At 68.7% G+C, this 13,068-nt stretch carries 10 protein-coding genes; 5 read left to right on the forward strand and 5 right to left on the reverse strand.

All coding sequences use genetic code 11. The features are described from left to right. The first annotated feature begins 80 nt into the window (after nucleotides 1-80). A complete protein-coding gene (locus tag AC5WS7_RS36975; protein ID WP_495959297.1) occupies nucleotides 81-662 on the forward strand; it encodes a dihydrofolate reductase family protein in 582 nt (193 codons plus the stop codon). A gap of 19 nt (nucleotides 663-681) precedes the next feature. On the opposite strand, the gene AC5WS7_RS36980 is transcribed toward AC5WS7_RS36975, so the two are convergent. Next, nucleotides 682-1,440 carry an HAD-IIA family hydrolase gene (locus AC5WS7_RS36980; protein WP_495959360.1) on the reverse strand — a complete coding sequence of 253 codons (759 nt, stop codon included), beginning with the start codon at nucleotides 1,438-1,440 and terminating at the stop codon, nucleotides 682-684. A gap of 233 nt (nucleotides 1,441-1,673) precedes the next feature. Between AC5WS7_RS36980 and fgd the strand changes: the two genes are divergently transcribed. Further along, complete coding sequence (fgd, locus tag AC5WS7_RS36985; protein ID WP_495959298.1) at nucleotides 1,674-2,681, forward strand: glucose-6-phosphate dehydrogenase (coenzyme-F420); 1,008 nt, start codon at nucleotides 1,674-1,676, stop codon at nucleotides 2,679-2,681. A gap of 43 nt (nucleotides 2,682-2,724) precedes the next feature. Here fgd and AC5WS7_RS36990 read toward each other — a convergent pair whose 3' ends face one another. Further along, nucleotides 2,725-3,234: a nitroreductase/quinone reductase family protein gene (locus AC5WS7_RS36990; RefSeq protein WP_495959299.1), complete on the reverse strand. Its 510-nt coding sequence runs from the start codon at nucleotides 3,232-3,234 to the stop codon at nucleotides 2,725-2,727. A gap of 164 nt (nucleotides 3,235-3,398) precedes the next feature. Between AC5WS7_RS36990 and pta the strand changes: the two genes are divergently transcribed. Continuing rightward, a complete protein-coding gene (gene pta, locus AC5WS7_RS36995) occupies nucleotides 3,399-5,474 on the forward strand; it encodes a phosphate acetyltransferase (RefSeq protein ID WP_495959300.1) in 2,076 nt (691 codons plus the stop codon). A gap of 29 nt (nucleotides 5,475-5,503) precedes the next feature. Continuing rightward, complete coding sequence (locus AC5WS7_RS37000) at nucleotides 5,504-6,700, forward strand: acetate kinase (protein WP_495959361.1); 1,197 nt, start codon at nucleotides 5,504-5,506, stop codon at nucleotides 6,698-6,700. 16 nt (nucleotides 6,701-6,716) lie between these two features. Here AC5WS7_RS37000 and AC5WS7_RS37005 read toward each other — a convergent pair whose 3' ends face one another. From AC5WS7_RS37005 to AC5WS7_RS37015, 3 genes are all read right to left on the reverse strand, one after another. Further along, nucleotides 6,717-9,002 carry a serine/threonine-protein kinase gene (locus tag AC5WS7_RS37005; RefSeq protein WP_495959362.1) on the reverse strand — a complete coding sequence of 762 codons (2,286 nt, stop codon included), beginning with the start codon at nucleotides 9,000-9,002 and terminating at the stop codon, nucleotides 6,717-6,719. Between the two features lie 872 nt (nucleotides 9,003-9,874). Next, nucleotides 9,875-10,900 carry a glutamate ABC transporter substrate-binding protein gene (locus tag AC5WS7_RS37010; protein ID WP_495959301.1) on the reverse strand — a complete coding sequence of 342 codons (1,026 nt, stop codon included), beginning with the start codon at nucleotides 10,898-10,900 and terminating at the stop codon, nucleotides 9,875-9,877. Continuing rightward, nucleotides 10,897-12,237 (reverse strand): GlnX family signal transduction membrane protein, encoded by a 1,341-nt coding sequence (locus tag AC5WS7_RS37015; protein WP_495959302.1) that lies wholly within the window; start codon nucleotides 12,235-12,237, stop codon nucleotides 10,897-10,899. Before AC5WS7_RS37015 ends, AC5WS7_RS37010 begins: the two co-directional genes overlap by 4 nt. Before the next feature lie 158 nt (nucleotides 12,238-12,395). Between AC5WS7_RS37015 and AC5WS7_RS37020 the strand changes: the two genes are divergently transcribed. Then, nucleotides 12,396-13,061, forward strand: coding sequence for an NUDIX hydrolase (locus tag AC5WS7_RS37020; protein ID WP_495959303.1), 666 nt, complete (start codon nucleotides 12,396-12,398; stop codon nucleotides 13,059-13,061). The last annotated feature ends 7 nt before the right edge of the window (nucleotides 13,062-13,068 follow it).

A 13,068-nucleotide genomic window follows, 5' to 3' on the forward strand; every position in this document is an offset into this window, starting at 1 on the left:
CGCCGATTCCCCGGCTGGGCGATGATTTTCGCGATCGCGCATCGTCCTACCTGTAACCACAACGCAGGGAAGGTAATCGGATGCGAATCAAGGCTCGCTTGTGCATGAGCGCCGACGGCTATGTCAGTACGCCCAACGGCTGGCCGCCGCAGGTGGTGGATCCCGCGCACGGGCACGGCAGCCACGGCGTCGCGGAATTCCTGAAGTCCTGCGAGGCGGCGCTCATGGGACACACCACCTTCGAACCCGCTCTGAGCAACGACTTCTGGCCGTGGCCCGATCTGCGGGTGTTCGTGCTGGCATCGGAACGTCCGGCCGGTACGTCCGAGCATGTGACGGTCGACAGTGATCCGGTCCGCCTGCTGGAGACGTTGCGGGCGGCCAATCGCGGCGGCGACGTCCACCTCGTCGGCGGTCCGCGCACGATCGAGACGTTCCGGGAACTCGGTGCGCTGGACGAACTCCACCTGGTCGTGCTGCCCTTCCTGCTGGGCGGCGGCCTGCGCCTGACCGATGCGCTGAGCGTCGAGACGGGCCTGGAACTGAAGGGTTCCCGGACGCTGGACGCCGGTGCGGTGGAGATCGTCTATGGCGTGAAAGACGGTGGCGGCGTGGCCGAGGCGGCCGAGGAGGGCTGGTCCCCGGCCTCGCAGCGCGGCTGAACCGCCACCCGGCCCGAACTCAGGGGGCGAACGGATTCGCCGTTCGCCCAACCAGTTCCGAGACCGAATCGAATACGACGGTCGGCCGATAGGGATACTGCTCGACCGATTCACGGGTGGAGATCCCGGAGGTGACCAGGATCGTGCGCATCCCCGCCTCCAGCCCGGCGATGACATCGGTGTCCATCCGGTCGCCGATCATCACTGTGGATTGCGAATGCGCGCCGATCCGGCGCAGCGCAGAACGCATCATCAGCGGATTCGGTTTCCCGACGTAGTACGGATCGCGTCCGGTGGCGCGGGTGATCAGCGCGGCCACCGAACCGGTCGCGGGCAGCACTCCCTCGCGCGAGGGACCGGTGGCGTCGGGGTTGGTGGCGATGAATCGCGCACCCCGCTCGACCAGCCGGATCGCGGTGGTGATCGCCTCGAACGAGTAGGTGCGGGTCTCGCCGAGGACGACGTAGTCCGGATCGCTGTCGGTCAGCACGTAGCCGATCTCGTGCAGCGCGGTGGTCAGGCCGGATTCGCCGACGACGTACGCGGTGCCGCCGGGACGCTGTTCGCTCAGGAATGTCGCGGTGGCCAGCGCGGAGGTCCAGATCGCCTCCTCCGGGATGTTCAGGCCGCTGTGCCGCAACCGGGCCTGCAGATCGCGCGGAGTGCGGATCGAATTATTGGTGAGCACGAGAAAGGGAATGTCATTGGCCTGCAGTTCTTGCAGAAACTTGTCGGCGCCGGGGATCGGGTGGTCCTCGTGCACCAGGACCCCGTCCATATCGGTCAGGTAGGACAGGATCGGTTCGTCGTCGGCAGTCACGAGCACATTGTGGGCTATCGAGGTTTCCGGTGGGGGCGTTGTGTGAAGGTGCGACCGTTCACACAGACCTGTTCGGAGCTGACTATGGTCGAAGAAGGCCCCACATGACGGGGTGCTGTGGAATGTGGCACACCCGTTCGGCGCTGCACAGAGTCGACGGGACTGTCGGCAACGGTGAAGGAGTGGACGCAGTGAGTGATCTGAAGCTCGGATACAAGGCGTCGGCGGAACAGTTCGGCCCCCGGGAGCTGGTCGAGCTGGCGGTCGCGGCCGAGGAGCACGGCTTGGACAGCGCGACGGTGAGCGATCACTTCCAGCCGTGGCGGCACGAGGGCGGCCACGCGCCGTTCTCGCTGGCGTGGATGACCGCGGTCGGTGAACGCACCGAGCGGATCCAACTGGGCACCTCGGTGCTCACCCCGACCTTCCGCTACAACCCCGCGGTGGTCGCCCAGGCGTTCGCGACGATGGGCTGCCTGTACCCGGACCGGATCATGCTCGGCGTGGGTTCGGGCGAGGCGCTGAACGAGATCGCGACCGGGTACAAGGGCGAATGGCCGGAGTTCAAGGAGCGTTTCGCGCGGCTGCGCGAGTCGGTCGACCTGATGCGCGCGCTGTGGACCGGTGACCGGGTCACCTTCGAGGGCGAATACTACCACACCGTGGGCGCCTCGATCTACGACGTGCCCAAGGGCGGCATCCCGGTGTACGTCGCCGCGGGCGGCCCGCTGGTGGCCCGCTACGCCGGTCGCGCGGGCGACGGTTTCATCTGCACCTCGGGCAAGGGGATGGACCTGTACACCGAGAAGCTGATGCCCGCGGTGCGCGAGGGCGCGGCCAAGGCCGGGCGCACCGCCGAGGACATCGACCGGATGATCGAGATCAAGATCTCCTATGACACCGATCCCGAACTGGCGCTGCAGAATACGCGTTTCTGGGCCCCGCTGTCGCTGACCGCGGAACAGAAGCACGACATCACCGATCCGATCGAGATGGAGGCCGCCGCCGACGCCCTGCCGATCGAGCAGATCGCCAAGCGGTGGATCGTGGCCAGCGATCCCGACGAGACGGTCGAGCTGATCAAGCCGTACATCGATGCGGGCCTGAACCACCTGGTATTCCACGCCCCCGGGCACGACCAGCGCCGTTTCCTGGAGCTGTTCGAGCGCGACCTGGCCCCGCGGTTGCGGGCGCTGTAACTGCTCGGTCCGGCTGCCGCCGCCGAGCGGCAGCCGGGCGGGGTCAGCGCCGGCGGACCGCGAAGATGCGCAGTTCCCGGGCGGTCCGGTCGCGGTATGCGGTGTACGCCTGGGAGATCTGCTCGAACCGCGCGTAGACCTCGGCTTTGCGCTCGGCGTCGTGCAGAATTTCCGCGCGGACCGGAATCCGTTCTCCCGCAATGGTTATCACGGCTTCGGGGTGGGCCAGCAGGTTCGCGGTCCAGGCCGGATGACGTTCGCCGCCGAAATTGCTGCCGACCAGATACAGCACGTCCCCGGCGTGTGCGTAGAGCAACGCGGTGGTGCGCGGCTGCCCGGATCTGCGCCCGGTCGTGCTGAGCAGCAGGACGGGCGCACCGACCGGCCCCAGCGCCGTGTACCGGCCCGCGGTGCGTTCGAGGACTCTGCGGTCCAGCGGGCCGAGTGCGCGGACCAGCGCGGATCCAGCGCCGGTCGCCGCGAACGCGCTCACCGTGCGGCCGAGCAGGCCGGTCCGCGAACCCCATGAGCGATCCGGAAACGGTGCGGTCATGGACGGATTCTAGAGCCGCCGAACCACCCGGCGAGGCCGACTGCACAGGTCGGAACGCCGGAAATGTGTGAACAGGCAGTTCTCCACTACGCGGGAGTGTGATTTTCCAGTAGTTTGCCGCGCGAGGGGCGAATCCGGCACGTGTGCTCGTTAAGCTCGCGGTCATGGCCGAGATCGCACCGTCCACCGTGTACATCGCCTCCCCCGAGGGGGATACCGGGAAGTCGACGGTGGCGCTCGGGGTGCTGCAGATGCTCTGCGCGACCACCGCACGGGTCGGGGTGTTCCGGCCGATCAGCCGCTCGACCACGCAGCGCGACTACATTCTCGAGCTGCTGCTCGAGCACAGCACCGCCGATATCGACTACGAGCAGGCGATCGGCGTCGGCTACGAACAGGTGCACGCCGATCCGGACGCGGCCATCAGCGATATCGTCATGCGCTTCCACGACGTCGCCAAGGTGTGCGACGCGGTGGTGATCGTCGGCAGCGACTACACCGATGTGGCCAGCCCGAGCGAACTGCGCTACAACGCGCGCATCGCGGCCAATCTCGGCGCACCCGTGGTGCTGGTGCTGCGCGGGTCCGAACGCACGCCCGAGCAGGTCACCGAACTGGCCGAGGTGTGTGCGGGCGAACTCGGTCACGAACACGCCCAGCTGGTCGCGATCATCGCCAACCGCTGCGATCCCGAGGCGCTCGACGAGGTCGCCGCGGCGCTGCGGGTCGTCGGCGTGCCGTCCTGGACGCTGCCGGAGGTGCCACTGCTGACCGCGCCGACCATCGCCGAGCTGTGCGAGGCCATCGACGGCGAAATATATTCCGGCGACCCGGAATTGATGCAGCGCGAGGCGTTGCACGTCATGGTCGGCGGGATGACCGCGGAACACATCCTCGAGCGCCTGTCCGACGGGGACGCGGTGATCGTACCGGGCGATCGCTCCGACGCGCTGCTGAGCCTGGTGAATGCCCATGAGGCCGAGGGTTTTCCGTCGCTGGCCGGAATCATCATGAACGGCGGCATGCTGCCGCACCCGTCGATCGCGCGGCTGATCGCGGGCCTGAAACCGAAACTGCCGATTCTCACCACCCAGCTGGGCACCTTCGACACCGCGGTCGCCGCCCGCACTCGCGGCCGGGTGTCGCTGTCGAGTATCCGCAAGGTGGATACCGCGCTGGCGCTGATGGAACAGCGGGTGGACGCGCAGAAACTGTTGCAGCGCATCGAGGTTCAGATCCCTTCGGTGGTGACGCCGCAGATGTTCGAATATCAGCTGATCGAGCGGGCCCGCTCGGATCGGCGGCGCATCGTGCTGCCCGAGGGCGGTGACGACCGGATTCTGCGCGCGGCGGGGCGGGTGCTGCAGCGCAAGATCGCCGATCTGACCATCCTCGGTGACGAGGCGGCGGTGCGGGGGCGGGCGGCCGAACTCGGCGTCGACATCGCCGACGCCGAGGTGCTGAATCCCGAGACATCCAGTCTGCGTGACGAATTCGCCAAGGAGTACGCGGCCCTGCGCGCGCACAAGGGGATGACCGAGGATCGGGCGCGCGAATACCTCACCGATATCTCGTATTTCGGCACGATGATGGTCCACCGGGGGATCGCCCACGGTATGGTGTCCGGCGCGGCGCACACCACCGCGCACACCATCCGGCCCTCCTTCGAGATCATCAAGACCGAGCCCGGCGTCTCGACGGTATCCAGTGTGTTCCTGATGTGCCTGGCCGACCGGGTACTGGCCTACGGCGACTGCGCGGTGGTGCCCGATCCGACCTCCGAACAGCTCGCCGACATCGCGATCTCCTCGGCGCGCACCGCCCAGCAGTTCGGTATCTCGCCGCGGGTGGCGATGCTGTCGTATTCGACGGGGGAGTCCGGCAGCGGCGTGGATGTGGACAAGGTTCGCACCGCGACCGCGCTCGTGCACGAGCGCGCGCCCCAGCTGCTGGTGGAGGGGCCGATTCAGTACGACGCGGCGATCGAGCCCACGGTCGCGAGCGCGAAGCTCCCGAATTCCGAAGTAGCCGGTCGCGCAACCGTTTTCGTCTTCCCCGACCTGAACACCGGCAACAACACCTACAAGGCGGTGCAGCGCAGCGCGGGCGCGGTGGCGATCGGCCCGGTACTGCAGGGGCTGCGTAAGCCGGTGAACGACCTGTCCCGGGGTGCGCTGGTCGCCGATATCGTCAATACCGTGGCGATCACCGCCATCCAGGCGCAGACCGGACTCGAATGAGCGGCGTGCGCGACGTACAGGGAGGCATGATGCGGGTCCTGGTGATCAATTCCGGGTCGTCGTCGATCAAATACCAACTGCTGGAACCGAGTTCGGGCGAAGTCGCGGCCTCCGGCATGGTCTCGCGGATCGGTGAGCGGGTCGAGCCGGGGACGCCGACCGTCCAGCACGACAGCGATGGGCGCACCCTCGAGCACGACGGTCCGATTGCCGACCACGCGGCCGGGCTGCGGGTGGTGTTCGACCTGTTCGCGCGCAGCGGGCACGACCTGACCGGCGAGGGTCTGCGCGCGGTCGGGCATCGGGTGGTGCACGGCGGGGAGGTGTTCTACCGGCCGACGCTCGTCACCGACGCGGTGGTGTCCTCGATCGACGAGCTGTCCACCCTTGCGCCGCTGCACAATCCGGCCAATGTGATCGGCATCGAATCCGCTCGGCGGCTGCTGCCCGGCGTCCCGCAGGTCGCGGTGTTCGACACCGCCTTCTTCCACGGGCTGCCCGATGCCGCGAAGACCTACGCCATCGATGCGAAAGTTGCTGCTGCGCACGGCATTCGGCGGTACGGGTTCCACGGCACCTCGCACGAGTACGTCTCCGGGCGAGTGGCCGAGCTGCTCGGGCGGGACGCCTCGGCGGTGAACCAGATCGTGCTGCACCTGGGTAACGGCGCATCGGCCTCGGCGATCCGCCGCGGCCGGGCGGTGGACACCAGTATGGGGCTGACCCCGCTCGAGGGTCTGGTGATGGGCACCCGTTCGGGAGATATCGATCCGGGCATCATCGCGCATCTGATGCGCACCGCCGGATTCGACATCGACGCCGTGGACGAGCTGCTGAACCGGAATTCGGGCATCAAGGGCCTGTCCGGGGTGAACGACTTCCGCGAACTGCAACGCCTGATCGACTCCGGAGACCGCGCCGCGAGCCTGGCCTACGAGGTCTACATCCACCGCCTGCGTCGCTACATCGGTGCGTACCTCGTGGAATTGGGCGAGGTCGACGCGATCACCTTCACCGCCGGAGTCGGCGAGAACAGCCCCCAGGTGCGCGCCGACGCCCTGGCCGGACTGACCCGCTTCGGCATCGCCGTCGACCCGGCTCGCAACACCGCGAAAGACCGTGCCGCCCGGTACATCTCACCTCCCGGCGCCGAGATCCCGGTACTCGTCGTCCCCACCAACGAGGAGCTGGCGATCGCCCGTGCCGCCGCCGCACTGGTCAGCTAGTTCGGCGGATACATTCTCAGAACCAGGTTTTGGCGCGCAGGGCGTTGGCCAGGTCGACCAGGGCGTAGCGGTGCGTGCGGCCGGGGGCGGTCCGGGCCAGGCCGCGCAGGCCGGCCTCGGCTCCGTTGCGCAGGGCGCGTTCGGTGAACGGTTCGCCGAAGAGGGTGGCGTCCGGATTCCTGGGCCTGTTTCCGGCCTGCAGCCAGGCCAGTGCGGTGCCGAGAACCAGGACCCGCATCTGGCTCGCGCGGTGCTCGCCGGCCGGCACGCGATCTACGCGGTAAGCGGCGACATGTAATGCGTCCTCGTCCAATTCGGCGACCGGGGCGGCGGTGAGCAGCAGCAACACCGCGGTGAGGCGAGCCTCGTCGTAGTGGCGTGAGGCCGGCGGGACCTGGTCCAGCGCATCCACCGCCGCCTGCACTCGCGCGTCGGCGGCGAGTTGGCGGGCCAGGCCGAATGCCGCGCTGACCACGCCGCGATCGGTTCGCCAGACGGTCGCGTAGAACTTCTCGGCATAGCCGCGCCATTGTTCGGGATCGGGTGAATCCCACTGTTGCAGAACGAGTTCCGCTGTCGCGGCAAGAGCCAGTTTGGGTGCGATCTCACCGGGCAGCGCTTGCAGGACCGCGTCGAACCGGTCGAACGCCTGCTCGTACTCGAATTCGAGCAATCCGGCCAGACCGCGGTACCACTCGACGCGCCAATCGGCGCGGTCCAGGCGGCTCAGCAGCTGACGGGCCGATTCGGGCTGTCCCAGCACGAGCTGGATGCGGACCTCGGCGAGTGTGCATTCGACCTCGAAGGTTTCGGGCATCTCGGCCGAGCCCGCCTCCGCGCGGGCGCGAGCGATGCGGACCGCCTCGAGGGCGTGCAGCGGTTCGGGGTGCACCGTCCCGGCCAGCAGCGCCGCGGACGGGTCCGCCGGATCGATCAGCGGAACCGGCAGTGCCGCGGCCACATCGTGGGCGCGCAGGTTCTTGCTGCGTTCGATGCCGTCGGTATAGGCATCGGTCTGCGCGAGCAGCTCCTCGGTGCCGAAGCTGGTCCGGGGCGCGCTGAAGAGTGTGGACAGCTGTGGATGTTCGGTTCCGGTGTCGGCGGAGAGTATTTCGCGCAACACGCCCGCGAGTTGCGTGGCCATGATCCGGGCGGAGACGAAACGGCGTTCCGGGTCCGGGTCGGTGGCCCGCAACAGCAGCCGATGCAGGAATTCGTACCGCATCAGCGTGGGTTCGTTTGCCGGAGCGGGGATTCCGTCGAGGTAGCGGCCTTTGTCGGTCGGCATGTTCAGGGTGAGGACGGCCAGCGTGCGTCCGACCGTGTAGATGTCCGAGGCCGCGGTGGGGCCGGTCCGGGCGATCTCGGGGGCCTGAAAACCTCTGGTGCCGTAGAGATTTCCGTATGATTCGAAGGCCGCGACGGCGCCCAGGTCGATCAATTTCACCTGGTCCTCGGTGACCATGATGTTGTCGGGCTTGAGATCGTTGTAGGCCAGTTCCTGGGAATGCAGATATTCCAGCGCCGGAAGGATTTCCAGCAGGTAGGCGATGGCCTCGGCGACCGGCATGCGCTCGGGCCGGGTATAGGTGTCCAGCATGTCGCGCAACGACCTGCCGCCCACGTACTCCATGACGATGTACCCGATCGGGGTGCCGCCCGGACCCGGATGCTCGACGAAGTTGTGGATCTTGACCACGCTCGGATGCGCCAGCTCGGCCAGGTACCGCCGCTCGGTGACCGCGACCGCCTGTGCCTCGGCATCCCCGCCGTGCAGCAGGCCCTTGAGTACGACCCAACGATCGTTCACATTGCAGTCGATGGCCAGGTAGATCCACCCCAACCCGCCGTGCGCGATGCATCCCTGGATCTCGTACTGCCCGGCGACTATATCGCCCGAACCCAGGAACGGACGGAAATCATAAGGCGCACCGCAGGTTTCGCACGTTCCGGTGGCCTGCGCCGGATGCCCCGCCCGGGCCCGCCCGACCGGCTTACCGCACCTCCAGCAGAATCGCCGCGCCTCACTCACCATCGGATCGGTGAGCACCACCGACCGCGGATCGATCGGCGGCACAACCGGAATCTCCACCAGTCCGGCCCCGAGCCGCCGCACTGCGGGCCGGCTGCGGACGGTCCGTCCACTACTACGCACCGTCGGCCCCGACCCGGCAGTCCGCGTCGAAGCCGCCTTCGCCGCACCCGACCCCGCGGACCGCCCGCGCCCCAGCGCATCCGCCGCCTGCGTAGCCGGACTCCGCAGCCCGGTGGCCTCCTCATCCTCCGCGGAAGTGCCGACCACCCCGCCGGGCGGTGCGGCCGAGGTCGCGGCGACGGCCTGTGTGGCCAGGGGTTCCCGGTCGCCGTCGGATCGGGATTCGTCCGGTTCGCCGGGAGATTCAGCCGGAGATCCGGCCCCGGCCACCGCTCGGGTCGCCGCCGGTTGTCCGGCTTCGGTTTCGTGGGCGCGATCGGCGTCCGGTGCGGTGGCCGGTGTGGCGGCGGCCTGTGTGGGTGGGGGTGTTCGGTCGTAGCGGTTGCCCGATTCGTCTGGGGCGTTGGTCGTTTCGGCGGCGGCCGCTGCTCGGGTCGCTGGTTGCTCGGCTTCGGTTTCGTGGGCGCGATCGGCGTCCGGTACGGTGGCCGGTGTGGCGGCGGCGGCCTGTGTGGGTGGGGGTGTTCGGTCGTCGTGGTTGCCCGATTCGTCTGGGGCGTTGGTCGTTTCGGCGGCGGCCGCTGCCTGGGGCGCCGGTTGTTCGGTACTCGGCCCGGTATTGCCGGCGGAAACAACTGGTGTTGCCGCGGCGGCGGCCTGTGTGGCCAGGTGGTCCCGCCCGTGGTCACGGCTGCCGGAACGGCCTGGGGCGTACGGAGTTTGCGCCGCAGAGCCTGCGGCCGCCGCTCGGGTAGGCGGTTGTTCGGTGTCCGATCCACTGGGCCGGTGGGCATCCGGCGATCCGGCCGCGGCGGTGGCGGGGAGCGCGCGCGTGCCCGAGGGTGCCGCGCAGGTGCGGGAGCCGTCGGCTTTGCTCGGTGCGTCCGAGGAATCGGCCGGAGAGGCGGCCGCTCTCGGGTGCGAGGGTTCGGAACCTTCTTCGGGCTCGGCGAAGTTGGCGGCCGTCGCTGTGGGTTCCGCTGTGCTGGAATCGGTTTCGCCTGAGTGCTGCATGGGCGTCAACCCTGGTAGTCCGGTTGGGGCGGTCCGCTGGACGGGCCCAGAGCGGCTTGCAGCCAGCGTTGGTAGAGGCGGTTCCAGGTGCCGTCGGTGCGGATGCGGTCCAGGGTGCCGTTGACGAAGCGCACCATATCGTCCTGGCCCTTGGGGATTCCGACGCCGTACGGCTCGTCGCTGATATCGGGGCCGACCATCTCGGCGTAGTACGGGTCCTGCACCGACAGGCCCGCCAGGATCGTGTTGTCGGTGCTGACCGCGTCCACCTGACGCTGCTGCAGCACCACCAGACAGTCGGCCCAGGTCGGCACGGTGAGAATCGACGCGGCGGGCTGTCCGCGCCGGATCTGGTCCAGCGAGGTGGTGCCGGTGACGATGCACACGCGCCTGCCCGCCAGATCGGCCAGACTGCGGATACCGGAATTCTTGATCGCCAGAATCCGTTGGTGCGCCATGAAATACGGCGTGGAGAAGGCCACCTGCTGTTTGCGTGCGCAGGTGATCGTCATCGTCTTGACCACCACGTCGACGGTGTGGTCCTCGAGGGCGCGCTCGCGGTCGGCCGACCCGAGAATCCGGTACTCCACGCGCTGCGGATCGCCGAACAGATCCCGCGCGATCTCCCCGGCGATGTCGACGTCGAATCCCTCCAGCGTGCCGCTGACCGGATCGCGGAAGCTGAACAGATTGCTCCCCGGGTCCAGCCCGACGATCAGCCGGCCCCGGGCGCGAATCGCATCCACGTCCGGCCCGTGCGTCGTACCGTTCGGGCTCGGGCTCGGGCTCGCGGTGAGATCTCCACACCCTTCCCCGGCGGCCGGTGGAATCGGCGTATTCGTCCGCACGACAGCGGCATTCGCGGGCAATGGCGGCTCGGTATAACTCGCGCTGCTGCCGCGCGGAGATGTGGTGTCCTGCGCGCACCCGGTCAGCAGCAGAGCGGTGGCCAGCAAGGCCCCGGTCAGCGCCCGCCGCCCGGCCCCTCCTCGCGCGGCCGATGCCCGGATGCGAATTCTGTTGTCCCTCATCGGTACTCCCGAAGCCGCGGCCACAACCCGGCCACCACGAACAGGGCGGACAGGACCGCGAGGGTCAGCGCCCCCGGGGACAGGATGTCCAGGGAGCGGGCGGCGTCGGAGATGTCGGTGCGTAAGGTGTTGCGGGCCTTGCCGATTCCATCGGCGAGGGCGTGATCGAGCGCCTGCATGCTGGCCGTCGCCTCGGTGGGGCCGGGGCCGATCGCGACGGTGGCCGCACCGGGGAAATCACCGCGACCGAGTGCGTCGGTCATCCGCTGATGGGCTTGCCGCCAACGGTCCAGGGCCGCGCGGGCGGTGGCGACGTCGTCCGAGGCCGGCGCACCGTGCGGATAACGCGTCAGCAGGTCGGTGAGCTTCTTGGTGGCGTCGTCGAAGATGCGGTCGTAATCACCGCTGTCGTCGCGCCGCACCAGCTTCAGGGTTTCCGCGGCCCGCGCCTGCTGGGTCAGAATGCGGCTGTCGGTCAGCTCGGAGGTCGGCACCGCGCCGTCGTCGCGGCCGTCGGTGGTGGACAACGCCGAGATCGACCCGGCCGTCACCGTCCACGCCAGCAAGACGACCAGCGTGCCCGAGGCCAGCAGCAGACCGGGATTGAGCACCCGATGCCAGCGCCGTGCCAGATACAGCTGCGCCACCACCAGCGCCGCCAGCGCGAGCACCGGCAGGATGATGGCCAGCCACGGCGGACGCACATGCCGCCGCTGGGTATCCGAGATCGCCGTCGAGCGGTGCTCCTGGAGTTCTTGGGCCATCCGCAGCATCTTGGTCTGCATCAGATTCGACGCTTCACTCAGATACGCCGCGCCGACCGGATGTCCGAGGCGATTGTTGGTCCGCGCGGTCTGGACCAGCTCGGTGTACACCGGCATCTCGGTGGCGATTCCGGTGCGCAGCGCCGCGTCCGGGTCGTTCGCGCCCGCCGAATCGTGGCTGGACTGCGCGACCAGTTCGGCCGCCGCGTCGCCCATCGCCTGGTTGTAGGCGTTCAGGACGTCCGCGGGTTCCAGGCCGCCGAAGATGAACGCGGTGCCGGCCTCGGCATCGGCGACCGACAGCGAGGTGTACAGGCGCTGAGCGGAATTCGCGTCCGGCTCGGCGTCGTCGAGCAGATATTGCAGCGCGTGCTGGCGGTTGCTCACCTCCGAGGCGGTGACCACCCCGGCGATCAGGCAGGAGCCGAGCAGAATCAGGCCGATGGCAATGAGTTTCGCGGGCGAGGACCGGGCGAAGGAGCGCATATCGCTGGCGTCGATCTGACGGCGTACGGCGGCGGCCGCGGCGCGCGGGGTCAGCTCGTCCAAACGCGGTTGCGCGGTCCGGGTCATGGTCACCTCCGTTCCATCGCCGACGAGGGCCGTGCCGGTAGAGCTTATTGTGGTCGTGGCGATGTCGCGCGGGTGTATCGCCCAGTCGACCCGACATTTTTCGTCGGAGCGGCCGGCTGACGCGCGATCGACGCGGGCGAGGATGGGACGAGGCGAGTATGCGTGGTGACGGAGACGGCTTTGTGAGCAGCCCCGACGGGACGCGGCAGTGGGGCTTGTTCGGGGCCGCCGGACTTCTGCTCCGCGCGCCCGCGCCCGGTGGCGGCGCGGTGGTGTTGATGCAGCATCGCGCGCCGTGGAGCCATCAGGGCGGCACCTGGGCGTTGCCCGGCGGAGCCCGCGATTCGCACGAGTCCAGCGAGAGCGCCGCGGTGCGCGAGGCATACGAGGAGGCCGGAATCGTTCCGGACGCGGTCCGCGTGCGCGGCAGCCGCATCACCGCGACCGCGCCCAGCGGCTGGAGCTACACCACCGTCGTCGCCGATATCGCCGAGCCGGTGGCGACCATCGCGAATATGGAGAGCGCCGAGCTGGCCTGGGTCCCCGAGGCCGAGGTCGACGCTCGTCCCCTGCATCCCGGATTCGCCGCCGCCTGGCCGCTGCTGCGCGCCCAGCCCGCCCGTCTCGGCCTGGACGGCCTGCCCGAAGCCGCCGAACTCGCCGCCATCCTGCCTCGCACCCTGGACCTCGCCGACCAGGGTTTTCTGTGGTTGCACACCGAGGAGTGCGCGGGTCGCCGGGTCTGCGTGACCGGATCGGCCGGGCCGAACGGCGATTCGCCCGCAGATGTGTTGTATCTCACCCTGAGTCAGATTCTGTCCTGAGCCGCCG

It is taken from the genome of Nocardia sp. PLKS1-43 (assembly GCF_059510335.1).